Origin of the sequence: Vibrio sp. Isolate23, assembly GCF_022398095.1 — a bacterium.
In the GTDB taxonomy this organism is placed as follows: domain Bacteria; phylum Pseudomonadota; class Gammaproteobacteria; order Enterobacterales; family Vibrionaceae; genus Vibrio; species Vibrio coralliilyticus_A.
In genome coordinates this window covers 1-25,612 of the sequence record NZ_JAKEUV010000002.1, presented here as the reverse complement: position 1 = coordinate 25,612, position 25,612 = coordinate 1, and the positions used below count along the sequence as shown (strand labels likewise).

The following is a 25,612-nucleotide window of genomic DNA, read 5'->3' as shown; positions in this document are numbered from 1 at the left end:
TAGGCCAAGATTTGATCACACTTTACAGTACAGAAGGGTGCCATCTCTGTGAGATGGCCTATGACCTTTGCCAACAAGCAAAGGTCAGCCAGGACGTAGAGATTGTCGATATTGCATTCGATGATGAGCTATTTTCTCGTTACGGCGTCACTATTCCCGTTCTTAATATCAACGGTGAAGAGTTGAGCTGGCCATTTGATTTACAAGAATTACAACATTGGTTGGAACAAAATGGCATTACTTACCATAAATAATGGATTGCTGGCATACGGTGATCACCCGCTATTTGATAATGCAGACTTTGCGCTTCAAGAAAATGAACGTGTCTGTCTAGTCGGTCGCAATGGAGCGGGTAAATCGACATTAATGAAAGTTCTTGCCGGCGAAGTAACTTTGGATGACGGCAAACTGACGGTGACTCAAGATGTCGTTGTGTCTCGCCTTGAGCAAGATCCACCACGTAATCAAGAAGGAACGGTTTTTGACTATGTGGCTGGTGGGCTAGCGGAAATCGGGGAACATTTAAAGATCTACCAAGATCAGCTCGATCTGATTGCCACTCAGCCAACAGAGCAGAACATTAATAAACTTGCACGGATTCAAGAACAACTTGAGCATTCAGGTGCTTGGCGTTTCGAAGATCGGATTAAAAATGTTCTTGGTGCGTTGAAGCTTGACGGGCATACAAAGCTGACGGATCTATCTGGTGGATGGCAGCGTAAGGCTGCGTTGGCCAGAGCTTTAGTACGAGACCCTGATGTTTTGCTGCTCGACGAGCCGACTAACCATCTAGACGTGACGACGATCGAATGGCTAGAGAACTTCCTGAAAGATTTTCGCGGCTCAATTATCTTTATTTCTCACGACCGAGCCTTTATTAAGTCCATGGCGACTCGTATTGTCGATCTTGATCGCGGTAAATTAGCCTCATTCCCAGGTAACTACGACAATTACCTCGTTGATAAAGAAGAAATGCTGCGTGTCGAAGAGATGCAAAATGCGGAGTTTGATAAAAAACTCGCTCAGGAAGAAGTGTGGATACGTCAAGGTATTAAAGCTCGAAGAACCCGCAATGAAGGGCGAGTTAGAGCCCTGAAGAAGCTCCGTGAAGAGCGTAAAGATCGTCGTGAAGTGCAGGGCAAAGCCAATATTCAGGTTGACGACGCGGCTCGTTCTGGAAAGATCGTTTTCGAAGCGGAAAGTATCAACTTCAATATTGATGGCAAGCCGATAGTGAAGGACTTTTCTTTCAATATCATGCGTGGAGACCGCATTGCCTTGATTGGACCTAATGGCTGCGGTAAGAGCACCTTACTTAAGTTATTACTTGGTGATCTTCAACCTGATTCGGGGCGACTTCATTGTGGGACCAAGTTGGAAGTAGCTTATTTCGATCAATACCGAGAAATGCTCGATCCTGAGAAGTCTGTTATCGATAACCTTGCTGATGGGAAACAAGAAGTGATGGTAGGTGGTCGTCAGCGCCATGCCTTGAGTTATCTTCAGGACTTCTTATTTGCACCTAAGCGAGCGCGGACGCCAGTGAAAGCGCTATCCGGTGGCGAAAAAAACCGTTTATTACTTGCTCGTATCTTGCTAAAACCAAACAACTTATTAGTTTTAGATGAACCAACCAACGACTTAGATATCGAAACGTTGGAACTTTTGGAAGATTTACTTGCCAATTATCAGGGCACGTTGCTGCTTGTAAGCCACGATCGACAATTTGTAGATAACACAGTTATGACGAGTTGGATCTTTGAAGGTGAAGGTAGAATAGAAGAGTTTGTTGGCGGTTACCATGATGCTCAGCAGCAACGTGAACAAACAAAGAAAGCTCGTACGGTCGAAAAACTGAACAAGGCTGAGAAACAGGTTGAGGCACCTCCCAAAACAGTGTCTGTAAAGAGTAAGCCGAAGAAGTTATCCTATAAACTGCAGCGTGAATTAGAAGCACTGCCGGCAAAACTTGAAGCACTGGAAGCTGAGTTGGAATCGCTGCAAGAGCAGGTCAATGATCCTGATTTCTTCTCTCAACCAGTAGAGCAGACACAACCGATTTTAGATAAGCTTTCTGCCGTAGAGCAGGAACTTGAAATTGCTTTCGAGCGTTGGGAAGAACTCGAAGCAATGCAACAGGAAAGTTAACAAACAATGAGTAGTAAAATCTTTAAACTATCATCCGTTACATTGGCTGTAGCCACATCTTTTGGGGTGAATGCCGCTATATATAAAGTTGTTGAGATTGATGAGTCTCTTAACGATACATACGGTCTTGGTGGATATACCACGGAATATTACGGAACAGCGGTTGAGCAAGGGGCAGGTCCCGATCCGACATTAGGGTGTTTTGGTGGCACTTGTGCAGATTCTGATTTCAAAATTGCTGCAGAAACACGCAACTGGAAAGAAGGCATTAGCTACCGAGAAGAAGTTCCGTTTGCGATGGATAATGCTTTTAACTACGTGGATGATCAAGCTGATTTTGAAAGCTATTGTAATGCTCAGCTTCGTTATGCAGATTGTGACACTTGGTCTACAGATGAATGGAATGGCTATGTTAAAGAGCTATCGAGCACCTATTTAAATTCGATTGCTTTTGTCGAGGGGGAAACGGCGGCAGTTTCGACAACCAACGCAGTTATTAATAGTCTAGATGGAACGGATCCGGTTGGTAATAAACGTGATGACAGTACAAGAAATGTGGCATTTGTTGGTGCTTCGGATTTAACTATACCGTCAGATGCCCCAACTGTAGTGCAAACACGTGCTTGGAAAACGGATGGTACCTATACCGTTGGTAGTATTTCTCGTAAACAAGATAATACTAATGGGTCACACTTTTATTCTCAAGCTGCCATTTGGGATGGTGCCAATGCGATAGAGTTAGGCTTTGGTAATGGTGGGACAACCATTGACTCTGATGTTTTAGGCCAGGGAAGTATCAGAGATTTTATAGTGAAAGGTACAACCTTTTACGGTGTAGGTTACAACACATATTCAGACCAACGAATGGATGCAACTGTGTTCTCTCGGGATGTTTCAGATCTGATAAATACCACTGGTGTTCAGGTTTCAGGGACAGAAAGCGGTGATGACTATATCTATAGCAATTCAGTCGTTTCATCAATCAATACGAATCTTGTTGCAGTTGGTAGTGCAAAGCGAGCGGGTGATAAGCCAGAGAATCGCGCTGCTTCAAATAGGCTGTTTTATATTGCTGATGTGACAAGCTCACCTACAGCCACCTACTTTAGCGGTGGAATCTTCTTTGATGGAGCTGGTGGAACCATGGGCGGGATCAACAACTTTAATGAAGTGGTCGGTAGCGTTGATATCAGTAGCTCGGCTGAAGTCGATGGAGTGGAGCGAGCTAAGCGAGCATTTATAAATCCCCTCAACGCTACTGACACAAATTCTACACGTCGTTCATCTATATTTAATAGCAAAGCTTGGATTCTAGATGACCTCACTAACGATGGTTCTGTTTCCTCAAATAATAACCAATACCGAATTATTGATGCAGCAGATATCAATGATGCAGGTGTCATTGCTGCTACTGCGCTTAAATGTACAAATGGTTACGACACCACTGAAGTCGATTCATACTGTCAAGGTGGTGCTATTAATGTTGAAAAGGTGGTCGCGGTTAAACTAGTGCCTATTACTGGAAGTGGAAAAGATGATATTCAAGCGAGAAGTTTCCGCACTGAGACAGTCGAGCGCAAAGGATCTTCGCTTGGTTTCTTAGCTCTGACTCTACTTGCTTTCTTAGGGTTCCGTAGAAAATAGATTAAATTTTCATCTAGGGCACAGGTTCACATTTTTGAGCCTGTGCTTTTTTTATGCCTTGAGAAAGACCAGATTTTGATCGATTCTTAATGGTGGAGTCATAAAAGCTCCACAAAAAGTTAATAGTAGTACGTTAGAAAAACTTTATGTATGAGGACGACACTATGAAGAGACAAAAGCGTGACCGCTTAGAAAGAGCTCAATCTCAAGGCTACAAAGCAGGCTTAAATGGCCGCTCAACGGACTCATGTCCATATCAACAGATGGATGCTCGATCTTATTGGCTCGGTGGTTGGCGCGATGCCAGGGAAGACAAACACTCTGGTCTCTACAAATAACAGACTCAATCCACATACGACATAAGGAACACAAAAGCCCCGAAAATTCGGGGCTTTTGTTTGCATTTATAACGCACTATAACTAAATGCATTGACAACAAAAAAGCGACTCGATTGAGTCGCTTACAAAAGACTTGCTTAAAACGCAGATGTATCTTGGAAAAGGCCTACTTTAAGGTCTTTCGCTACGTAGATTTCTTTTCCATCTACAAGAACGCGGCCATCAGCTAGACCCATTACAAGCTTACGGTTAACAACTCGTTTCATATGAATTTCATAAGTAACTTTCTTTGCAGTAGGTAGGATTTGACCAGTGAATTTCACTTCACCCACACCTAGAGCTCGGCCTTTACCTTTGCCACCAACCCAACCAAGGAAGAAGCCAACAAGTTGCCACATCGCATCAAGGCCTAGACAGCCAGGCATCACTGGGTCACCAGGGAAGTGACAATCGAAGAACCAGAGATCAGGAGTAATATCGAGTTCTGCTAGAATTAGACCTTTACCGAAATCACCTTCAGTTTCAGACATCTTAGTGACGCGGTCCATCATTAGCATGTTAGGTGCAGGTAGCTGGGGGTAACCTGGGCCAAATAGCTCACCTTGGCTAGAAGCTAATAGATCTTCGCGGTTATAAGAATCACGTTTGTTTTGCATTATCAATTACTCCAAATTTTGATAGCAGCATGTTAGTGAACACGTGTACGCTAAACAACTCCGATCAGTCTAAATGTGACTAATCTTTGCTCTAAGAGAACCAGTTTTTGATGCGTTCCACAATTCCCTGTGGATGTTCATGTTTTTCATAGTTATCAATTCGTTCCGCAATTTTATGAATCACGCTAGTTTCATCATCTCCACGGAATGGTTTACCCATAATGATAGGAATAGCTTCATCAACCGTTTCCACCGACCAAATATGGAACTCATCATTCTTAATGCTTTCTACTACATCTTTATGAAGGGCTAAATGTTTTAGATTCGTTTTGGGTAAAATTACCCCTTGTTGGCCAGTGAGGCCTTGGTGTTTACAAACATGGTAGAAACCTTCAATCTTCTCGTTAAGGCCACCGACTGCTTGCACTCGTCCAAATTGATCTACGGCACCAGTAACGGCTATTTGTTGATTTATTGGATATGCCGAGAGTGCACTGACAAAAGAGCACAACTCAGCGAGCGTTGCGCTGTCGCCATCAACTTCACAATAAGATTGCTCAAAAACGACCGAAGCTGAATATGGGAGAGGTTCATCCAATTGAAGCGCACTCGAAACGAAAGCTTGCATAATCATCATACCTTTTGCGTGAAGGTTGCCACCTAGTTCAGCTTTGCGTTCAACATCGGAAATATCGCCATCACCAAAATGAATAACACATGAAATTCGTGCGGGCTCACCGTAAGGAAGAGGATGACCTGAAACATCGATGACTGTCAGACCATTTACTTGGCCAATACACTCACCCTGAGTTTCAATAATCACTTGACCATCTAAGATATCAGATAATGCACGCTCCGGAAGATATGACTCACGCTGATATTTTGCTTCTATAGCTTTATCTAGTGCGCTTTCACTAATTTTTTGCCCATCGGAGTAGAGGGATGCTTCTTGAAAGAGCGAGAGATACCACAGTGGTTCAATCGGCATATAGCGTTGATCTTCGGTATACCTTGCACCAGCGACCATTAGGCGATGAATAGATGCTGCAGAAAGCGATGGCAAACCGTATTCCTTTAGCAAGGAAGACAGATACCCTAAATACGGTCTGATAGATTGTTCACTTAATGTGATTTCGTGTTCGATCTCGGTATAAGAAGCCAAGCCATTATAGAGTTCACCATCCAAGTACTCTAAATCAGCGATCTGATCTCTATTGCCTACGACAATGAGTTTAACGTTGTAAGCTGAAATAGGGCAGTCGTTTGCAATGTTGCTTGGTGTGACGTTGACTGGGCTAACCTGTTCGCCAAGAAAGACAGATTTAAGCATTGGCCAACTACTTGGATTCGCCAGAAGAATATTCGCCGATACTACAAGATAACCGCCGTTTGCTTTTTCTAAAAGACCTTGTTTTTGTGAAACAATTTCACCAATCTTGTTACATGAATAAGTGCCAAGCAACTCGTTTATATTAATGCTTTCAGATGAAATAATGGGGCTGTTAGATAACGAAGATAAACCGTTTTTAATACTTGTGCGGTAGAAAGCATTATCAGGTGAATTGATTACGAGAATTCTGGAAAAGCCTTTAATCTCAGCAAAGGTTGACAAGGCTTGCTTTAATCGAGGTTGAACATCGAGAAAGCTAACATGGGGTAGGCTTTCAAATTGCGATATAACATCGTCATAATGGGAGTATTGCGGTGTGACGGCATGCCAGCTTTCTTGGTTCATCGACAGTATTCATGTGCTTGAAAAGGTCAGAAATTATATAGAAAAACCGCTAAGTATGACATAGCCAATTTAATGTGATGATCTAGGTCGATTTTTCTACAATAAAGATTGTATCTATAGTGACGCTGAGTTACGCTGTCACCCAAATTCAATGGAACTGCTTACAATGAAATATCAACAGCTTGAAAATTTAGAATGTGGTTGGAAGTGGAATTATCTCATTAGTAAATGGAAAAACGGTGAGGAGATCACTCGTCACGTTGACACTAGTGAAGCTGAGGCTGCGGTGAATGAGTTGCGTAACCTTGAGCATGAGCCAACAAAAGTTCTGGAGTGGATAGAACTTCACATGTCTCTTGAGTTAGACAATAAACTCAAACAAGCCATTCGAGCAAAGCGTAAGCGCCATTTTAATGCCGAACAGATACACACCAAGAAGAAGTCAATTGACTTGGACTATCGAGTTTGGGAAAAGCTGTCAATGCGGGCAAATGAACTTGGCTGTACTTTGTCTGATGCCATTGAATATCTGCTTTCGGAGGCCTCTAGAAGTGAAAAGGCAAGCAGAGCAGTCAACTCTCTCAAAGAGGATCTGAGTAAGTTACTAGATTAAGGAGTAGATATGCTTTATGTAATTTTAGTGGCGGCCATTGTTATCTTTTGGCTGGTAGCTGTTGATAGACCAGTCTTGCGAGTCCAATTTAAGTTGGGGCAGATCACTAAGGAAAAAGGTCACTTTCCTCCTACTTTTCGCCATAATGTTCTCGATATTGCTGAGCGCGATCCTTTCGATGGCGAATTTAAAGTCTATCAGCAACGGACAGGAATGAAACTTGTCTTCTCTAAACAAGTTCCGAAGAAGATCCAGCAGCGGATAAGAAATGTGTTCCCTCATCAAGGTTTTCAGTCCAAAGGTAAGAAAAAAGCGCATTAACAGAACATCATTTATACCTAAGCCCCAGTGATTGGCATCAATCACTGGGGCTTTTGCTATTAGGTTTTTAGTCTGCACTCTTAGGTGTAATTGTTTGTGCTAATGTTAAATAATGATTCTTCCCATGGGGTATTTCTGTTTGCTACTTACCAACAAAAAATACAATGAAGAAGCAAATCAGCTGGCTGGAGCAATAGCTGCATCAACCAGAGAACGTTACGCCAAATGGCTTGTTAGTATTAAGTATGTGCTTGATCAGTCAGACGTTGATTCAGTGCTCAGTCGGCAGAGCGAGTTTTGCGACACAGTGATTCTCAATGAAAAAGAGCGAGTAATGAAAAACCAGCGCCTCCTACTGGAATGTGAAAGTAGTAAAGTCGAGGAGAGGCGCCAAGCTGCAGAAGCAAGGCAGAAGATACATGAGAGTGTCATAGGGGACATTTCTAAGTTAGCGACAGAAGGAATGATAGAAAAGCTTGCGGAGCTAGAGGTGTTAAAGTTATTCGGGCGTTTCCCCGACTTTTCTTATTTTTTAAGCATCGCGTATTCGCCCTCAGTCAGTTATAGCAAGCTCGATGTTTTAGCCGTCAACGACAATCAATTAAAGAATAATCTTTTCGAACTATGCAGGAATCCCAAATTTTGTGCTCGCTTGGGTAAGACGGTAAGAAGTTTCACTGACACGAAGATGGCAATAGGCTTGCTTGGTATTGATAACAGTCGTGTTTTGTTTCCAATCTTAATGGTTAAGCCTTTGCTACGTTGGGATGAACCAACCACTAAGCTGATAGCTCCAAAACTTTGGCAACATATGATTTTGACAGCAAATGTTACTCGTATTCGTCTAGAGGAAGCAGGGGTAAAATCACCTGAGCAGGGAATAGCAATCGGCATTTTACGGACTATTAGCCAGTTTGCTATTGTTAACAACTTTCCGATGATGTTCGAAGATACCTTAGTAGAACGAATGCAGTTCTATCGTGATAAGAATCGTCGTGAAGAATATTACGCTTGCGCGGAGATTAAACCCATTATGAGTGTGCTTCCAGACGTTATTCTTGGTTTAGAAAGTTTACTAACACGTAAAGTGGTAGAGCATATTGAGTGGTCACCCAGAAATATACATCTAAAGAATGCTTTACTAGAAGATTTAGATGACATTCCCATATTAGAGCGAAGCCCTTACGGGGTTGCTTTAGCCCAAGCTCAAGCCTATTCAATATATGATGCGCTTGATCGTAGTAGTGTTTTTGTTAATAAGCATAAGCCATTTTGGTTCGCCAACGTTCAGATGCCACCAGAGGCATTAAAAGCTATTCGTAATTGTAATCCTGGTCGTATTGACTTGAGTGTCTGAGTTAAGATGAGCACCATTTAACGCACTATAACTAAATATTTTAATATCAAAATATTATCAAGATCATAACGATAATCGCCAACTTCATCATAGTTGAACTCATACTCCTACCAATAAAGGGCCGCCTATATTGACTGATGATAAGCACTTTTCTGTAAATCAAACAAAAAGAAGTTCTCAGCGTAATCGTTGAGAACTTTTCTATTATGGCGCAATGACGATGTCAGAATCTTCTGTGGTGAACAAGTTGGCTTTATTTTGCTTTATGAGCTGTGCTGCGTAAGAAGGAGTGACCGCATGAATATCGCCTTTAGCTCTAAGAATATAGGCTTCCCAAGCGTGATCGCGATATTTACCGGTTTGAGTATATTGGATTAGTACTTTCATCTGGCCCTCACTATGTAACGGTTTGTAAACCTACTGATAACAATAATAGGGCCGTTTAAGTTATGCACCTGCTAAAAATGAAACATAAGATTAACTTCTGCCACCTAATTTTGTGGCACAAGAATCGCACCGCTATTTGGCTTGAAATTAATTATAGATATAAGAGAAACGTACTATTACGAACGATCCCAGTCCTCGGTTTTTTGTGTAATCAAAGCGACGATTTGAACAAACATCTGGAACAGGCTAACTATTAATCAGCCAAGTTAGAGTGGTTTTCTATCCGAGCTTCTCTGTCTAAAAAGAGTGTTTCCAAATAAAAACGGAAGACAGTGTCTTCCGTTTTAGCTTCATTACAAAATTACAGTTTGATTTTTTGTAGTGTTGGTTTCCATCTCGCGTGTGTTGCTTGATCTTCAGGCGTTACTCCAACGTTACGACCGTCTAGAATGTTAAGCACATAACGTTTATTGGTACCATCGACGTAGCGACTTATCAGCTTGTCACCTTCCCAGAACCATTTTTGAGCAAGGTTAGAGCTGCATGACTCAACGGTTAGGTTCTTATCATCAGAAACCGTCAGACAACGATCTGGTGCAACACGGCTGCGGTAACGCTCATTACTATCTAGGCCCCAAGTCTGATTCCAACTTCCGTGACAGCTCCAGCCATCCACTTGACCACCCTCGGCTTCTTTATCGCCGTTGGTACCATAAACGTCTAGGCACAAGTCGTTGTTGCTTAACGACTGCAAGGTCACGTGTGCCTCAGCTTCAAACAGTGGGTGACTCCAGTCTATACGAACTGTACGCGGAATGGACCAACCTGTTGTTGCCCAGCCGCCAGGTCCATAGACGGAGAAGAGTGCCGATGGAATAACGTCGCCATAGCGTGCTTTAGCAATAAACTTCGCACCGATTTCAAAATCCGTAGTTCCTGTCTGAGAGACTGGAGCTTCGTAGATGACGTCGTAGTTAGGTTTGAAGTTAGCGTAAGAGATTGGGTTGAATTTCGATTTATCGAATACCCATCCGCTTCCCCAGTGCGCAGATGTAAAGTAGCAGCCTAGTTCTTCACGGCGTAACTCTTGACACTCATCAAACTCACGCTCAAAAGCAACCTCAAAATCACTGAGTGAAGAACGGTTGTTTACACGATAGTCTTTGGTATCAAACACCAATGTTTTTTCATTCTTATAGCTGAATGAACCACTGACTTCTGCGCTGACTTTAGGGCCATCTTTGCCAACCTCCGCACCAGCGGAGCCATTAATACCGATAGAGTAGCCATGTGTATCACGATGCTGATAATTCTTATTTTCGTTATGAGGAAAGTCGCTGACTTTCTTTGGGACGTAACCTGAAACTGGTTTTACCCATAGCTCGTAACTGCTTGCAAATGGACCTATATATGTACGTCGATTCGCCCAGCTTTGGAACCAACTGTGATCCTGTTGAAGGTCATCGACGAGGTGGAAGCCTGTGCCAGGTTTATCCGCTTCAACAGTAAAGCGCACGATCTTAGCGTCAGGTGTAAAACCTTGTGAAGTTGAAGACTGAACCGAACGCATCTGGGATACGTTAACGCGAATATCAACCGAGGCCCCCGCGTTACACCAATCTCGTTTCGTATCGAAATCTTTACTGGTATACAAATTACACGTCAGCTTGGAACTAGTGATGTAGTAGACTTTCTCAACTACAGGAACGTAATCATCCGCAAACGCATTGACAGAAGCCGCAAGCAAGGAAAGAGTGAAAATAGTAGAAGTTTTCATGTTACTCCCCTCCAAAACCAAGGCGATCAAGTGCATGAACCAATGATTGATTAATGCTTTCTAATTCAGCCGATGGGTTATTTACTGGCTCACCGTTTTCATCACGCACGTCCGCCACAATAGAGTTGATGATATTGTCGCCTTGATACATTCCAGTGACTACTACAGGTGCGTCACTACCAAGCCCTGTTAACGATTGGCTTAACTCAATTTTTGCATCGTCACCGGAAACTTGTTTTAGGTCGATAACCACTGTATCACCTTTCACAACATGAGATTTTGCCTGGGCTATATCATCATCAGATGCGGTTCCTACATTGATGTAGAGTAAATCGGTCTTGGCCAAGTGTCCGTTGTAAAACTGAGTTGATTGCTGATAGTGCTCAGTAATTGACTGAGAAATTTCACTTTCACTTCCAAGTATCTGAATATCAGCAAACGCATGTGCAGCAAACAAAGAAGAGAGTAGGGTAAGCGTCCCTAACACTTTAGTTCTGTTATTTTGCATACAAAAATCCTCGTAAAGAGTTATTACTTAATAACAATTTAAACGTTAGTTAACTTTCCATGATATTTTGTTGTCATCCTTGAACGAGAATAAATACCTCTTGGAATCAAGCTATATTCCAAATCAATCCCCGTGTTTTATTTAGTACCACGATCAATGGATTGTGGAAAAGAGATTTTTTAGGTGAATTAATTGAATTCTTATACTAATCAATCAGCACAAAGTGTGACATTAATTCAGTTTAAACCCATGATTGGCCTATGATATGCTTGCTCGGAAATGATACAGACTTTGTTCTTTTAATGATCTTAATGCCACTTTTGTTATTTAATTTAAACAGTATTAAATGAGTTAAATATAAAAAGAGTAGATGATGGATTTTAATATAACTATCTGTTTAAAAGGAAAATTTTTTGTTGTACATTAGTTTTTAAGTGATCGTTATAACAGTGAATAGCTCTTCATTCAGGTGTTGCTAAAGTGCTCTCAGTCATATGTCTCAATATTGATAATGTTAAAATGTCAATTAAAGTAATTGCTCTAATTAAAATTCAATTATAATATGGAATTTTAAGCTAAAATCAAAACATAGATCACAAATGTTTCTTATAAGAAACTTCAGGTATTTTTATGATTTTTATCGTTCGGTATAATAACCAGGCAGGCTTTAAGGAATAATGTTAAAACAATTATGTTCAGTTAAGGTTTATATTTTAAATACCTCTAAATTAAAATTTCCTAATGTAGGAAACCGTTATTTAATAAAAATATTAAAAGTATAAGGCCTATAAAATGGCTGGGTTTTCCAACCATTTTATATAGGCCAGCTGCTTATTCTGTAGACAAGGCATCGCAATAGAAAGGACCACTGAACTCAAGCAATGCTTGCGGAATTTCGATGGATTCTTCCAATTGCCCAAAGTCATACAAAGAGAATTTTACATCCGCTTTCATAGACTTCATGTACTTTTGTTCACCACCAAAAATGATAACGGAAGGAAATTCAAGAGGATAAAAATCATCTAAATCAGATTTTGCCTCCATCACCATTTTGTATCTGAGTTTGTTCATTTCAACTTTTAGGTAGCCAGCGCAAGAATCATATTCACGCTTGACCGATAGGTTTCCAATGGCGGGGTAGAAAATAAGGTCGTAGTTGTCTGAAATGTAGCGTCCAGCCCATAACTCTATGTTGGAGTTTCCAATTTTAGCACCTGTGAACATGTAGTAGAGATCATCGGAGAGCCCCATACTATAAACCATACCTGCACTCGATTCTTTGTCATACCAGCCTTTATCAACCTGAGCATAACCGCTTCCAAACAAAGACACGTCACCATCAGAGAAGCTGTATTGAATTGGTGTTCCTACAGTATAAAGAAACCATTTGCCTCCGACACCGGGCAATTCTGGAATGATACCAAATGGGGTTTGCCCTGGGTTTAATCCTCGCCAATAATGAGAATGCTCGCCATCCCAACGCATCGAGAAATGGAAGTCATTGTAGGTCACTTCAACCGAGTCTTGATTAGCTACGACAACCCCCGGGATTTCATAGTGAAAAAGTGTCGCATCATCAAAACCTTTCATAATGAGTTCGTCACGGAAGATATCGTACTTAATGGTTTTTCCATTGAGTGGAGTAAAAGCAAGGTGAACGTATGCTTTGGGCGTTGGCTCATCAAAATCAGGCGCTATATAGCTCTGGAGGCTGATTTTGAAATAACCCACGTCCGGTACCGCAACATTATAGAACCACTGTTCTGCCCAAGTTTTATCTGAGCTTGGTACATGTGGCCGAATATCATCTAAGGTAGTCGCAGACACAGTTAGACTCAACAGAGAAAATGAAGCTGTGACGGCAAGCAAAATCGATTTCATATTCATCGTCTGGTGTTCCTTTAAATCAATAGAGGATGAGTAAAGGGAAATAAGTATTGATGCTGAATCGGCCACAAGGAGTTCTCCCTATGGCCAATTGACACTAGCTAGCGACAAATACGAGCGTCGGTGAAATGCAGCCCAGCCTGACATTGCGTTCCAGACTGACAGTGCTCATCTGTCTGACAGTAGCATTCCCCACGGACGTTACATCCTGGCGTCAAATAGTCATCCATAGGGATATCTCCACTTACGCGCTCCCAGAAAGGGTTGGTAAAAATATTGTAAGGATCCAGCTCTGCTTTCGCCTGTAAGAACTCAGCCCACATCGGGAATCGAGAAGGCATATCCTCGAAGATCGCAACCGAGTTCTTTCCCCAGTGAGGTCGCGCATCATACTTACGCAGCGACATCTGTTCTATCTCCAGATTCACAAAGTAATTCTTCGGTTCCTTTTTACCTTCTTGACGTAATGTGTACTCGATACCCACAAATGCGGTTTCGCGACCAGCACTCATACCAATATAGCTGTCTGACGCTTGACCAAATCGGAAGTAAATACCATTGAGGGGGAAGCACGTTCTTGGGTGAGCCGCGACAATCTCTCGTACGTCACTGATCCAGTCTGGCAAACGCTCAATATCAATGGCCACTTCCTGAAGTGCGATAGGTAGCCTGTCCCAAATACATTTGTTGGGATCTTTACATTTGAAGTACTGCATTTGATCAGAGTAACCAATAGGTTCACTCACTTTCTTGCCAGTATGAGTATCGCGGAAGTAAGACTTCGCTCTGGCGTTATAGCGCGCAACGGCGGCTAGACATTGCAATCCCGTGCCCGGAAATTCGTGAGCGGCATTAAACAGCAAGCCGAAGAAGAACTCTTCTGCATCAGACACATCCGCCTGAGCATTATACGCTTCACCTTGCGTCTCCAATGGAACAGGGTTGTATAAAGTGGTGGTATAGCGGCCAAGGCCAGGGAACCAGGCAATATTGGCTGAGTAGTTGTTGCGAGCGATGTCCAGAACAACATCTTCCAATCCAGAATCGTCACGATACCCTGTCACTTCTGCTTTGACTTTAAACGCTTCCTCGATAGCCAACGTGACTTCAACGACGACACCTAACACGCCCAAGTTGACGCGAGCAGCGTTGAGCAAATCGCCGTTTAACACACGAACATCTCCCTGACCATCAACGACTTTAAGCTCTGTCACATAGTCCGCTAGCATATTGCTAGGTTTTTCCAATGTTGAGCCATGTGTACCACTGCCAAGCATACCGCCGACTGTGAAGATGGCTAACTCAGTGACCATGTTGATCGCATAACCTTGTTCACGAAGAAAGTCATTTAAATCGTTAAACCTCATACCCGCTTCAACCGTCACACGTTTGTTCGCGGCGTCGAAATGGACGATCTTATCCATATTCTTCAGCGTAAGTTGAACTTGATCATCACCCGCGCAGGCGGCATCGATCTGGCTGGCAAACTTACGGTTACCCGTCATCACTTTTTTACCGCGTATCAGTGCATCTTTAATGATAGCCTGAACGCCTTCAATGGATTGTGGGTCATAAACCGCTTCAGGATGACAAGTATAGGTCCCTTGATAATTGGAGATTTCACGTTCGGGCTCGCTTGTTTGAAGCGCAAAGGCTGTTCCTAATGCAGCCGATATTAAAGTAGCGCCGAGCGCGAGAGTTCTTATTCTCATTAAATATTCCTTATTTAAAAACACTGTGACATTGAGCTTCATCAGCTCGAAATAGAAATGGGTATCAGCCAAATCGAGGCAATATTTGTTGTTCGATAACGTCCCGAACGGCACGTCGATGTTGAGGAACTCGACTGCGGAAGAACTCGCCAACATTGGCTTGGTATCCGTCAATCGGTCTTGGCCCTATCTCTGGAACCCAAAGCGCATGATTCGTTGTCGCAAAATTGAGTTGGGAATGACCTAAAATGGCAAGCGGGCCTTGAGAGAGGTTTTTCGCATCAAAAATCCAGATTTCTTTACCGTTGCCAATGGTGTTGGTTGGCTCTTTACGAACTACCGCAGTAAAGATGTAGCCGTCATCTTGAGCGTGGCTACCGGGCCTAGACATAAACTGAGGCGTTCGCATTACACAGTCAGCAGGAAATTGATAAGCGTCGGTGACAGCCATCTTTTGGCAATCCATATGGACGAGCGCGGAAGGTTGGTCTTCTTGAGGCAACGAGTCATTAGTAAACAGACGGTTAGGGTATTGCTCGTATGCATCCGCGACACGCTCAACAACATGATCTTTGCGATAGCCCACAGCGGCCCAGTAGATATGGTCAAACTGATCTGGGAATTGGAAATGACCTCGGTATGCGGGATCGTTCATATCCCAAAAAAGCTGGTCATCACGAATTAAACGAAAATCACCTGTAATTTCACGCACGGAATCAGATTGAACCTGAATTCGAGCTCGAACGAGGCCACCGACATCCATCGGTGCGGCAGGATAACCTGCGAGTGAATCACTGACTCTTCCACCGAATAGCAATCTATCTCTGGTATATTGCGGCTCAGATTTATCCATCGCGCCCAGATACTGCCCATACAGCGTAATTTCGTTTTCATGATCATCGTAATTGCACATCACATCCGAGGTATCAAAGTTAAGCTCAATGTAATCGGCTGTGACAATGTCACGACTTGAGAGCAAGTCTTTCTTGCGAATAACCCATACTGGCGTACGATGTTGCTGAGCGTTGACTGAGCGGATGCCAATCATTCGTAACGGCTCAACTTGTGCAGCTGTTTCAAAGATAAGGACATGATGGCGGGTGACACCCAGTGAATGCGCAGTCGCAGCGATAAATGCTGGTCGGCCATCTCGTCCGACGATATCCCAACCTTGAAGGGCGCTTTTCTTATCCCACTTCAAGAGCCGGATAAATCCATTCTTGGTCCCCGTATTTGAAACGTTACCGCCATAGTTGATGGTAAAACACTCGTCTGATTCGAGATCAAAGTATGGGTGCCCAGTGGTCCGTACCTGCGGGAATAGCCATTTGTCTGGGGTCAGTGCGTCCATCCATGGTGGTAAACTGCTACGCCATTCATCGTAATGACCGATGGGCGTAATAAGATCTAATGTCGTCGCATCAAATTCATAAGGAACGCCGCCTTCATAACTTAAAGCGAAACGGTTATCACCGAGATAGTTGGGCGCGGTATTACAGTAGTTCACAAATCCCATAGAAGGACTGTAATACGCCATACCACCAAGCAATTTGAATCTATCAGGCCAATAGTGGATGTGCTGTTGCATGATAGCTGAGGGGGTGTCGATCATTTTGCGCATAAACGACACATGCCCAAGGGAGAAATCCAAGCGGGTCAGCGCACCACGACCACTCGGGCTAAGATGATCCCGCTCAAGTGGAATGCCTTCAGCAAAGAACACATGGCCCATGATGTCATCGGGTAATTGTCCGTAAAGCAGATTTAGGTTGCCCGAAGAGGGCGTGAAGTCGGCTTGCATTATCGACTCTGGAAAAAGTGAATGATTCACAGTCGGTGAAGCGAACAGCTGCCCAGGCACTAGTGTGACACCCGCTAATCCCTTTAAAAAAGTACGTCTTTCCATAGCTATCATCAATAAGTAATTGCATACATATATTGGAAAGTAGATGAGATTTATAAAGTGTATTGAGGAATGTTAAAAATTATGAATTGTGGCAGATAAGTGGTGCAATGACTCTAGTAGATTACACAGTAAAGCATCAATAACATACTGAAAACCTGTTACTTTTATCATTACTCAATTATCAAACCACCAAGTTACAACGTCACTTAATTTGTTGTAATTACTATCTTTTCATAAGCCATTGTCTATTACTGCTCGCTATTCACATTATCCTTGCCTATCTTTATTGAGTATTAAAACAGTATGAGTATTCGGCTGTGACTGGCTGTACTCGTGCTGAATAAAGAGTGCGTGTACCTCGATTCTTTGAAGAGAGAAGGATGTCATACACAGGGCACTCTTAACTTAGATGTAAGGTACCTAACGTATGCATGTGAAGAACCTTTCGATTGGCAAAAAAATTGCCTTAGCGTTTGTCGTTATCGCCGTAATGAATTTGGGCTTCGGCTTTTTAATGCTGAGTGAACTAAGGAACATTAAAGCCGAACTCCTCAACTATACCGACGATACACTGCCTGCTGTCGAGAAAGTCGACTCTATTCGAGACCAGATGTCGTTATGGCGAAGAGCTCAGTTTGCCGCCTTTGCGATGAGTGATCCTGCAAAAGTTCAATCCACCATTTCAAGCAACGAGAACATTCGTCAGGAAATTAATAAAGGGCTTAGCGCCTACGGAAAGACCGTTTGGCCTGGTGAAGAAGAACAAACCTTCAAGCGACTAGATAAGAAGTGGCAAGGTTATCTGGCGACGATGGACTCATTCAATCAAGCCATGTCCAACATGGACAAGGAAACCGCTTACCCCATATTGGCTAACTCACTCGGAGAGTTTGAGAGCATCGAGGCTGACATTAATATCTTGGTCGACATTCTCAAAGGTGCAATGAACAGCAATCGGGAAGCGATTTTATCATCAGTCGATGGCTTAAGCCGTTCAGCGATGATCATCAATGTTTTGATTGTCGCCGTCATGGTGATTATGACGATGTTTCTGACCCGACTTATATGCGGTCCGCTAGTTGTCGTGGTTAAGCAAGCCAATGCGATTGCCGAGGGGGATCTCTCCAGAACACTGGATCGCTCAGCGATCGGCAATGATGAACTGGGAGAATTGGCTGATGCTTCGACCCGAATGCAAAGCAACCTCAGAGAATTAATCAACCAGAGCGTGACAGTGGTTCGCGAGCTAGGACGCGCGGTCGATGAAATGACGCATACATCGAACAAGTCTGCGCGTGAAATGCAAGACCAGCAATCACAGATCACCCATGTTGCGACGGCGATGGGGGAAATGAAATCCTCTGTGGCAAATGTAGCTCAAACCACAGAAGTCTCTGCTGAAAAAGCCAATGACGCGAATGGCAAGGTTCAGGAAGGGGCACGCAATACCAAAGCAATGGTCGGTTCTATTCAAAATGTCGCACAGATCATGGGGGAAGCGGGTGAGAGTGTTGCCGAGCTTGAACAACAATCGAACCAGGTTAATACCATTGTTGACGTGATCCGAGACATTGCCGATCAAACCAATCTTCTCGCACTAAACGCCGCTATTGAGGCTGCACGAGCGGGTGAGTCAGGACGAGGTTTCGCTGTTGTAGCAGACGAAGTTCGTACACTCGCCGGGCGTACACAGGCCTCCACAAGTGAAATCACCGCAATCATCGAGAAACTTCAGGCTATTGCCAGCCAGGCAAAAGAAACAACCGATCGTTCGCGTCAGCAGATCGAAACGTGCGTCGAGCAAGGTAATCAGTCTCAAGAACTTATGACCGCGATTCGTGGCTTCATCTCAGAAATAGCTGACATGGGAACGCAAATAGCCAGCGCGTGTAATCAGCAGGACAGTGTAGCTGAGGAACTCAGCTCAAATATTGAGAGTATTAACATGTCTGCTCAGTCTGTTTCCGCTGGTTCTGAAAGCACCGCGCAGGGTTGTCAGGAGCTAAGCCGTTTATCCGCTTCGCTCCAGCAAGCGATGGATAAATTCAAATTGGATTAGTGAGTCAGACGAATACAGTCTGGAATAGGGAGGTTTTATGGTTTTCCGCACAACACTGGTTTCACTTGCAGTCGCATCTGCACTATTTCCAATGGGTTCCATAGCTGCACCTATAGCGTTGCCAGACACGCCGCCAGCAATGAACCAAGTACAGCAATCGAACGCATGGCTTGAGATTAGCCTAGGTCAATTCAAACAAAACATGGCACAGTTTCGTTCTCATCTCAGCAGTCAAACAAAGCTTTGTGTAGTGATGAAGGCCGATGCCTATGGCAATGGAATACGCGGCTTAATGCCGACCATTCTTGAGCTCAATGTCCCTTGCATCGCAATCGCAAGTAATGCTGAGGCGAGGACTGTTCGAGATAGTGGGTTTGAAGGCCAGCTAGTTCGTGTTCGATCTGCTGATATTCAGGAAATTAAACAAGCCATGGATCTTGATATTGAAGAGCTTATCGGCAGCTTGGAGCAGGCGAATCAGATCAAATATCTAAGCACAGACAAAACAATCAAAGTCCATTTAGCCTTGAATGATGGCGGCATGTCTCGAAATGGGATTGATATGAGTACCGAAAAAGGTAAGCAAGAAGCACTTGATATTGCGAAGCACCAAGGCATCGATATAGTGGGCATCATGACGCATTTCCCAAATTATGATGCTGACGAAGTGAGAAGCAAACTTGCAGATTTCAATCAAAGCTCAGCATGGCTGATCGAAAACGCTAACTTGAAGAGGGATGATGTTTTACTCCATGTATCAAACTCCTATACAGCATTGAACGTTCCTGAAGCACAACTGGATATGGTAAGACCAGGCGGGGTGCTGTATGGCGATCTGCCAACTAACCCGGAATATCCTTCAATCGTCAGCTTCAAAACTCGAGTCGCGTCTTTACACAATGTTCCTGCCAATTCTACCGTCGGCTATGACAGTAGCTACGTGACCAAACGTGACAGTGTATTGGCCAATTTACCCGTAGGGTACTCTGATGGTTACCCGAGAAAAATGGGTAACCGCGCCCATGTCATCGTGAATGGGCAACGTGCTCCGGTTGTAGGGAAAACATCGATGAACACGACGATGGTCGATGTTACTGATGTTAAAGGTGTAATTACGGGACAAGAAGTAACACTGTTTGGCCAACAAGCGAATGCAAAAATCAGTGTCGGAGAAATGGAAGAACATGCCGAATTAATATTCCCAGAGCTTTATACCGTTTGGGGAACGGCCAATCCAAGGCTTTACATACCGTAACCAAGATCACATAAAGCGGTTCAAAGCCAGCGTGAGTGAGCCATTTAGATAAACTTCAAATTGGCTATAAACTCTGGCTATATATAGGGTTGGCGACATCATTACTTCTTTTTAGACTTTTTCATTTTATACTCAATCATTTTGATATGAGAATAATGCTTCTTTAAACCTATTGTCAGGGAGACAAATATGGAAAATGAAGCAGCTGCAATTATTGCTAAAAGCTCACCTCAACAAATCGCGACTGGCGAGTTAGTAGTTCTCAAAAACACCATCAAGAAATTCTGTAAAGGCCCTATGCGTTCTGAGCTCATGAAGTTGGCTAATTCTGAGCTCGGGGCAATCTGTTCTAAAATCACTGCGGAGCGCATGCCGGCTTATCAAGCGAAGATCACCCACCTTAAAGAACTTGCCAAGTGCAACAATCAGTTGAGACTAAGAGACGAACTACGAGAAATCAGAAGTACAGGCATTTAACTCAGTTTAATTAAGCAAGGCCGTTAACCGCCTGATAAAAGAAATATTACAACAATAAATAACCACAACATCATAGGCTAATTAGCATGTATTACGAGAATAATAAGAAAGTCGTGAGAGCGGGGTACGCCCCAGTTGAAGAAGAACAAGATGGCGCCAATGTCCAACCTCAACAACCTGTACAAGAGACACCCGATCCCGAACCAGAATATGAAATCAATGTAAAAATCCATTGCACGAAAGAGGAACTTAATTTTCTCCAGGCTGGCCAATGGTCATTGGGCCGCACTGAGGCTGAAACGCCAGTGTCACAATGGTCAAAAGAGGAGGCACATGAGAAAACAAGCGTTCTGACCGCTCATTGCTTTCAAAGTGAAGAAAAGGTGCTCCACCATGAACTCTTCGCCAAACATCATACGACTTGCTTCGACGTTATACCTAAACCCAAAGGTACCAAACACATTAACGCCGAATTTATACCGGTAAAGTTAGCAATTAAAGCACACGAGAGTAAATTGGCATTTCCGACAAAGGGTTACTTTTATCACTTTGTTAGTGGAAAGCTAAGCCGTGAGTATCGTATAGCTGGAGAAGGGCGTTCAACGTTTCAGCCAACCTTGTCTGAAGCATCAAAACTGGATGATGAGCTGTTATCTAAAAATCAATTAACGAGTGTTTTGCTTCCATACAAACGAGAAGATGCCCCTGTACCTGATCAGCATTTTCTATATCGCTTGGAAAAACTTAGCCAAGATCAGCTAAATGCAGTGACCACTCAATGGCTCGACGAACACGCACTTAAACTGGAAATGGACGGCATAGTTGCCGCAAGAACGTCAGCATTAGAGAAACGACCTGAAACAGAGCAGGGCGCTGAAGTATGGCCCCCTTTAAAGCAGTTTAAAGCCGTTCACCCATTTGGCGATATATGGGGTCAATTCAAACAACATCAGCTCAGTGAAACCATGGTTAATGTCATGCAGAGTCATTCTATTCCTGACAATGTTCCAGTATTGATCCTCCCAGTCACGAAAGAGGAACAGATACGCCAATACTGTACAAAGTTTGACAACTTTATTTTCTTTTTTCCAAACTCCCCTAACTTTGGTGAGCAAGGAATTAACCTTAGAGCTATTAACGAATTCAAAAGTTACTTCAATAAGCCACCAAGATTTATAATCCTCACGGACGATGACGAGGAAAGTACAGGCTTTACTCAGACGGTGAGCTTCAAAGCCAAATGGAAAGACGACTACAAAATAGACAGTCAACTACAATCGTTTTATCAAGAGTTTGGCGGTGAGGGGGCCATAGTCGAGAAAAACGCAAAAAAACAAACCGTACTTAAGCTCGCATCTAACATTGAAGGTTGTCCAACCAATGCGTCTGAGCTAGGTGAGGCGCTAACTGCATTTAGTGAAGGTCAAGCGGTAGTTTACACAATGTCCGATGATACTCACGGCCCAGAAAAGACCGGGTTGTTTGAAAACTATTCGGAATACCCACTTGAAGGCACTTTTACTTTCGTTCTCACTCAAGAAGGTAAAGATACCGCACAAGATAAGTTTAAAAAGCTTTGCCCTGACTGGGAACAGCAGTCGTTTGACTTTGAAAGGCTTATCGATAAAAGAACTCATCAAGGTAAAACCCTATTATTGTCTGGTGCAAGGGATTCTTATGCACAGGTTGCAGACTATGATTCCGGTGAGGTAATTGAGGTACACATGAGGGATAAGGATCACAAGCCCGATAAACGTACAATCTATGAAAATGGCAAAGAAAAAGACTACCCGTGTGGCATAGATGACAACGCAATTTATCGAACACTGATTTCCGACAATGCGATAAAAGAGTCTGAGTTACCTCAAGATGTTCAGCATGGACTTAACTCGATACTAAATAACGATCAACTCTACCTCGTTTACAACTATGGTTACCATCAGGTACCAGCAGAGCATCGTCAAGATCTGATTGAAACACAACACTACGCATTCGAAAACTTGAATAAGAAAGCCGTAGTACTCGTTGTGGGAGACAAACACATCCCTGATTTGGGCTCTTACGACTCTATCTCTATTGACAGTCCTGATCTGATTGAAACTCTCAACAGGCCTTCAAATAGGGCTCTATTTGTAACAGTAGGTAGATTGCCGGCTAGTGTAAATAACTACCTGATAAAGAAAGTTAACTTGGTTTTAGCTGAAGGAAAAGGTTCGATATCAATAGCTCAAGAGTTTAGTGTCAACTATGTCATTCTTCCTCAAGAAAGCGGTCTAAAAACGGACTACCATTCCTCTGGAAAAGAATTAGTCGAGTGTTCAAATAATTTATATGCCCCTTGTGACGGCGCCAAGTTACTTAGAAAAATAGCAGAGGGAGCCTACGTTTCATCATATAAAGCAATGTGTAGCGAGCAAAGCCTAATATTAGAAACCTTCTCGGGCTTGTATCAAAGTAGTTTTGGACCTTTAGACAAAGCTTAATTTTTGAATAACGAACAAATTGACATTGCTCAGAGTGTATACGAGGATGAAAGTATGAATAGAGATCTTAAGCGCCACTCAAACCGAATTACCATCATTCCATAGGAATGGTGGGAAGCAGTACGCATTAGATTTTTAAAACCCACCGAATCGAGGTGGGTTTTCTGTATCTGCCTCGTGGGTTCAGTCCTACAATAAGGAGGTAACATGAAGAGAATCGCAGTTTTCGGCAAGCCAGGAAGCGGTAAATCAACGCTGAGCAAACAATTGGCACACGAGACAGGCATTGAATTGCATCAACTTGATTCGATCGTCTACAAGAAAAATGGTGAGCAGATTGATGCAGAAAAGTTCAAAGAAGCCCATAACAATATCCTCGAAACCGAAAGTTGGATAATCGACGGACTTGGGCCAATAGAGTCGTTTAACCAAAGACTAGATGAAGCCGACACCTTGGTTTACATCGATCTTCCGTACATCACGAGTTATTGGCTAGTCACCAAGCGGCTTTTAAAAGGATTAATAGTTAAACCTGAAGGTTGGCCAGATGGAAGCTCAGTTTGGAATGGCACAATCCAAAGTTATCGATTCTTAAAACTCAGCCCAAAGTTTTGGAATGATAAGTTCATGCATAGGTTAGAATCTATTTCGACAAACAAATCTCTACACGTCATCCGATCCATTTCCGAGTTAAACAGTTTTGCGCGTGACCACATCAAGCAATGAGTTTAAGAAGATTCGTAATGTACAGCTTAATCATCGATAGATGGTTAAGTTGTATATTAGGTATTTTATGGTAAATACAATTATGTTGAATGGATTTCGAAAAAGAGAGGAGTAATGGCAATAACAGAGTCAGATTTCGCGTAGATAAACACACCATTTAACTTATCTATGAATTAGACCTTGTACACGTATAGTAACCTGAATAAATTCCATTGAATTACAGATAATTAGAGGCTTAACTAACGTTTTCTGTACGTATTTTGTACATGTATAGTCAATATTTTCCCTTAAATGTACAGTTGTGACGACTTTTGTACATGTACAAGGAGGCGCCTCTAATGAATCGACCAAGCTTTTCTAAACACCTAATTGCTTTACAATTATGTGTTCCAAGGAGGAGCTATGAACAAGCGTTTTACTGATGAATTTAAGATCCAAGCCGTTAAGCAAGTCACTGCAGAAGGATACTCTGTAGCTAGTGTGGCTGAACGCCTTGGTGTATCTACAAACAGCATCTACTACTGGATTAAGCAGTTTGGTGATAACAGTCCACAATTCGCTGCTGAGAGTGAGCAGAATGCTCGTATTAGAGAGCTAGAGAAACAGCTGAAACGGGTCACTCAAGAGAGGGATATACTAAAGGAAGCGGCCGTATTTTTCATGGACGAGTCAAAGAAAAATACACGTTTATAAAGTCTCGACTCCATAAATACTCCGTGAAATTGATGTGCCAAGTTCTAAATATTGAGCGCAGTGGTTACTACGTATGGTTAAAAAATCCCGACTCCCAAAGAACTATTGAGGATCGCCGACTACTTGGGCTCATAAAACATTCATGGCTGGAAAGCGGATGTGTATATGGATATCGCAAAGTTCATCGAGACTTGAGGGACCTAGGAGAAAGCTGCAGTCGCCATAAGGTTGCGCGTCTGATGCGCCATGAAGGGTTACAAGCGCAAGTGGGTTATAGAAAACGCCGCGGTATGTACAAAGGCCAACCTGCAATCATTGCCGCTAACAGATTGAACAGAGCGTTCTCACCACCCAAACCTAATGTGTCCTGGGTTACCGATATCACGTACATCAAAACTCACGAAGGCTGGCTCTATCTAGCCGTTGTATTAGATCTCTATTCCCGAGCAGTAGTCGGATGGTCAATGAGTTCAAGAATGGAGTCAGAACTGGTCACACAGGCATTGTTGGCAGCAGTTTGGCGTCGTAAGCCAGTAGAACCTGTATTGATTCACTCAGACCAAGGTAGTCAATTTACAGGATATGAATGGCAGAGTTTTCTTGAAAAACACAATCTCTATGCCAGCATGAGTCGAAGGGGTAACTGTCATGATAATGCCGTGGCAGAAAGCTTCTTCCAGTTATTAAAACGTGAGCGTATTCGTAAAAAGATCTATCCAACACGAGAAAAAGCGCGGTCAGATATTTTCGACTACATCGAGATGTTTTATAACTCTAAACGGCGTTGTTGATCAATTCAGCCTTGGGAGCGATGAAACCCGCTGAGCTGCTGCCTATTAGCTCAGTCTCTGACGAACAGGCATGCCAAGGCTAGTGAGTTTGTTCAACGCCTTTACGTTAGCCAATATTTCACCTACTTGTCCATTGTA

The 25,612-nt window shown here is 43.0% G+C and carries 20 protein-coding genes and 1 pseudogene; 13 read left to right on the top strand and 8 right to left on the bottom strand.

What is annotated here, in order from left to right:
• Window positions 1–11 precede the first annotated feature (11 nt).
• The 4 genes from L1D31_RS07220 (at window position 12) to rmf (ending at window position 4,130) form a co-directional block, all read left to right on the top strand.
• The gene (locus tag L1D31_RS07220; protein WP_239836420.1) at window positions 12–254 is read left to right on the top strand and encodes a glutaredoxin family protein; all 243 of its coding nucleotides are present in this window, start codon (window positions 12–14) and stop codon (window positions 252–254) included.
• Window positions 232–2,148, top strand: coding sequence for an ABC transporter ATP-binding protein (locus L1D31_RS07215; RefSeq protein ID WP_239836419.1), 1,917 nt, complete (start codon window positions 232–234; stop codon window positions 2,146–2,148). Before L1D31_RS07220 ends, L1D31_RS07215 begins: the two co-directional genes overlap by 23 nt.
• Before the next feature lie 6 nt (window positions 2,149–2,154).
• On the top strand, window positions 2,155–3,792 hold the full coding sequence (locus tag L1D31_RS07210) for a DUF3466 family protein (protein WP_239836418.1): 1,638 nt from the start codon (window positions 2,155–2,157) through the stop codon (window positions 3,790–3,792).
• Between the two features lie 164 nt (window positions 3,793–3,956).
• Window positions 3,957–4,130: a ribosome modulation factor gene (gene rmf / locus L1D31_RS07205; RefSeq protein WP_006962151.1), complete on the top strand. Its 174-nt coding sequence runs from the start codon at window positions 3,957–3,959 to the stop codon at window positions 4,128–4,130.
• A 138-nt stretch (window positions 4,131–4,268) separates the two neighbouring features.
• Here the strand turns inward: rmf and fabA are convergent, their stop codons facing one another.
• Window positions 4,269–4,787: a bifunctional 3-hydroxydecanoyl-ACP dehydratase/trans-2-decenoyl-ACP isomerase gene (gene fabA, locus L1D31_RS07200; RefSeq protein ID WP_004743352.1), complete on the bottom strand. Its 519-nt coding sequence runs from the start codon at window positions 4,785–4,787 to the stop codon at window positions 4,269–4,271.
• Between the two features lie 91 nt (window positions 4,788–4,878).
• Window positions 4,879–6,522: a Lon protease family protein gene (locus tag L1D31_RS07195; RefSeq protein ID WP_239836417.1), complete on the bottom strand. Its 1,644-nt coding sequence runs from the start codon at window positions 6,520–6,522 to the stop codon at window positions 4,879–4,881.
• A 166-nt stretch (window positions 6,523–6,688) separates the two neighbouring features.
• On the opposite strand from L1D31_RS07195, the gene matP reads away from it, so the two are divergent.
• The 3 genes from matP (at window position 6,689) to L1D31_RS07180 (ending at window position 8,813) form a co-directional block, all read left to right on the top strand.
• Window positions 6,689–7,135, top strand: a complete 447-nt coding sequence (gene matP, locus L1D31_RS07190; RefSeq protein WP_239836416.1) for a macrodomain Ter protein MatP — start codon at window positions 6,689–6,691, stop codon at window positions 7,133–7,135.
• Between the two features lie 9 nt (window positions 7,136–7,144).
• Window positions 7,145–7,456, top strand: coding sequence for a DUF3634 family protein (locus L1D31_RS07185; RefSeq protein ID WP_239836415.1), 312 nt, complete (start codon window positions 7,145–7,147; stop codon window positions 7,454–7,456).
• A 112-nt stretch (window positions 7,457–7,568) separates the two neighbouring features.
• Window positions 7,569–8,813 carry an HDOD domain-containing protein gene (locus tag L1D31_RS07180; RefSeq protein ID WP_239836414.1) on the top strand — a complete coding sequence of 415 codons (1,245 nt, stop codon included), beginning with the start codon at window positions 7,569–7,571 and terminating at the stop codon, window positions 8,811–8,813.
• Between the two features lie 204 nt (window positions 8,814–9,017).
• Here the strand turns inward: L1D31_RS07180 and L1D31_RS07175 are convergent, their stop codons facing one another.
• The 6 genes from L1D31_RS07175 to L1D31_RS07150 all read right to left on the bottom strand — a co-directional run bounded on the left by L1D31_RS07175 (window position 9,018) and on the right by L1D31_RS07150 (window position 16,990).
• On the bottom strand, window positions 9,018–9,200 hold the full coding sequence (locus tag L1D31_RS07175) for a hypothetical protein (RefSeq protein ID WP_239836413.1): 183 nt from the start codon (window positions 9,198–9,200) through the stop codon (window positions 9,018–9,020).
• Between the two features lie 361 nt (window positions 9,201–9,561).
• On the bottom strand, window positions 9,562–10,977 hold the full coding sequence (locus L1D31_RS07170; protein WP_239836412.1) for a leukocidin family pore-forming toxin: 1,416 nt from the start codon (window positions 10,975–10,977) through the stop codon (window positions 9,562–9,564).
• A gap of 1 nt (window position 10,978) precedes the next feature.
• Window positions 10,979–11,485 (bottom strand): cytolysin secretion protein, encoded by a 507-nt coding sequence (locus L1D31_RS07165; RefSeq protein WP_239836411.1) that lies wholly within the window; start codon window positions 11,483–11,485, stop codon window positions 10,979–10,981.
• An 831-nt stretch (window positions 11,486–12,316) separates the two neighbouring features.
• On the bottom strand, window positions 12,317–13,366 hold the full coding sequence (locus L1D31_RS07160) for a hypothetical protein (protein WP_345772833.1): 1,050 nt from the start codon (window positions 13,364–13,366) through the stop codon (window positions 12,317–12,319).
• Window positions 13,367–13,473: 107 nt separating this feature from the next.
• Window positions 13,474–15,084, bottom strand: coding sequence for an FAD-binding protein (locus tag L1D31_RS07155; protein ID WP_239836409.1), 1,611 nt, complete (start codon window positions 15,082–15,084; stop codon window positions 13,474–13,476).
• Window positions 15,085–15,148: 64 nt separating this feature from the next.
• Window positions 15,149–16,990 carry a carotenoid oxygenase family protein gene (locus L1D31_RS07150; protein ID WP_239836408.1) on the bottom strand — a complete coding sequence of 614 codons (1,842 nt, stop codon included), beginning with the start codon at window positions 16,988–16,990 and terminating at the stop codon, window positions 15,149–15,151.
• Between the two features lie 427 nt (window positions 16,991–17,417).
• Here L1D31_RS07150 and L1D31_RS07145 point away from each other — a divergent pair, with 427 nt between their 5' ends.
• From L1D31_RS07145 to L1D31_RS07120, 6 genes and pseudogenes are all read left to right on the top strand, one after another.
• Window positions 17,418–19,049, top strand: coding sequence for a methyl-accepting chemotaxis protein (locus L1D31_RS07145; RefSeq protein ID WP_239836407.1), 1,632 nt, complete (start codon window positions 17,418–17,420; stop codon window positions 19,047–19,049).
• Window positions 19,050–19,086: 37 nt separating this feature from the next.
• Window positions 19,087–20,304 (top strand): alanine racemase, encoded by a 1,218-nt coding sequence (alr, locus tag L1D31_RS07140; RefSeq protein ID WP_239836406.1) that lies wholly within the window; start codon window positions 19,087–19,089, stop codon window positions 20,302–20,304.
• 189 nt (window positions 20,305–20,493) lie between these two features.
• Window positions 20,494–20,781, top strand: a complete 288-nt coding sequence (locus tag L1D31_RS07135) for a hypothetical protein (RefSeq protein ID WP_239836405.1) — start codon at window positions 20,494–20,496, stop codon at window positions 20,779–20,781.
• An 86-nt stretch (window positions 20,782–20,867) separates the two neighbouring features.
• On the top strand, window positions 20,868–23,264 hold the full coding sequence (locus tag L1D31_RS07130; protein WP_239836404.1) for a hypothetical protein: 2,397 nt from the start codon (window positions 20,868–20,870) through the stop codon (window positions 23,262–23,264).
• 207 nt (window positions 23,265–23,471) lie between these two features.
• Complete coding sequence (locus L1D31_RS07125; RefSeq protein WP_239836403.1) at window positions 23,472–23,990, top strand: adenylate kinase; 519 nt, start codon at window positions 23,472–23,474, stop codon at window positions 23,988–23,990.
• 402 nt (window positions 23,991–24,392) lie between these two features.
• Window positions 24,393–25,468 (top strand): annotated as a pseudogene (locus L1D31_RS07120) (IS3 family transposase); the annotation flags it as partial.
• Window positions 25,469–25,612: the final 144 nt, after the last annotated feature.